General features: G+C 70.6%; 1 protein-coding gene. It reads left to right on the forward strand.

Features of this window, described 5'->3' with window-relative positions; translation table 11 throughout:
* A partial coding sequence (locus tag NFC73_RS05180; RefSeq protein WP_254748181.1) for an Ig-like domain-containing protein occupies window positions 1–1164 on the forward strand: 1164 nt, incomplete at both ends.

A 1164-nucleotide genomic window follows, 5' to 3' on the forward strand; every position in this document is an offset into this window, starting at 1 on the left:
TTCGGCGACGGCGGCACCTCCACCGCGCAGAACCCCGCCCACACCTACACCGCCGCCGGAACCTACACCGCGACCCTGACCGCCACCAACGACACCGGCTCAAGTTCAACCACCTCGACCATCACGGTCAACCCGGCACCGCTGCCCGGTGCGCCCACGTTGGACGCACCCTCCGTCGTCAACATTGCCAACGTCGCGGCCGTGCCCGTCTCCGGCACCGCCGGGGCCGCGGACACCGTGAGTGTCACAGCGTCCGACGGCGCGGGCCATGCCGTGAGCGGAACGGTCACGGCCAGCTCGACCGGGGACTGGACCATAACGGCACTGGACCTGACGAGCCTCAACGACGGCACCGTGACCCTGACCGCAACCGCGACCGATACGGCGGGCGACGTCAGTCCGGCGGCGACGGCGACGGTCCCCAAGGACACCGCGCCCCCCGCCGCGCCCACGTTGGACGCACCCTCCGTCGTCAACGTTGCCAACGTCGCGGCAGTGACGGTCAGCGGCAGCGCCGAGGCCGGTGCGACCGTCACGCTCAACGTCACGGACCCTGATGCCGTTCACACCCTCACCGCGACCGCGACCGCGGACGGAACCGGGAACTGGTCCATAACGCCACTCAACCTGTCGAGCCTCAACGACGGCACCGTGACCCTGACCGCAACCGCGACCGATCCAGCGGGCAACGTCAGCCCGGCGACGACGGCAACGGCCTCCAAGGACACCACGCCCCCCGCCGCCCCGACACTGACGGCCCCGGCCACAGTCACCGCCGCGACCGCCACGTCCGTGACGGTAAGCGGCAGCGCCGAGGCCGATATGACCGTCAGGCTCAACGTCACGGACGCCAATGCCGTTCACACCGTCACCGCCACCGCGACCGCGGACGGAACCGGGAACTGGTCCATGACAGCACTGAACCTGACGAGCCTCGACGACGGCCAGCTCATCTACACCGCCACCGCGACCGATACGGCGGGCAACATCAGCCCCGCGCCGACGGCAACGGCCCCCAAGGACACCACTCCCCCCGCCGCGCCGACACTGACGGCCCCGGCCACAGTCACCGCCGCGACCGCCACGTCCGTGACCATCAGCGGCAGCGCCGAGGCAGACGCCACCGTCACGCTCAACATCACTGACGCCGACACCGTTCACACC

It is taken from the genome of Pseudarthrobacter humi (assembly GCF_024294965.1).
GTDB classification, from domain to species: domain Bacteria; phylum Actinomycetota; class Actinomycetes; order Actinomycetales; family Micrococcaceae; genus Arthrobacter; species Arthrobacter humi.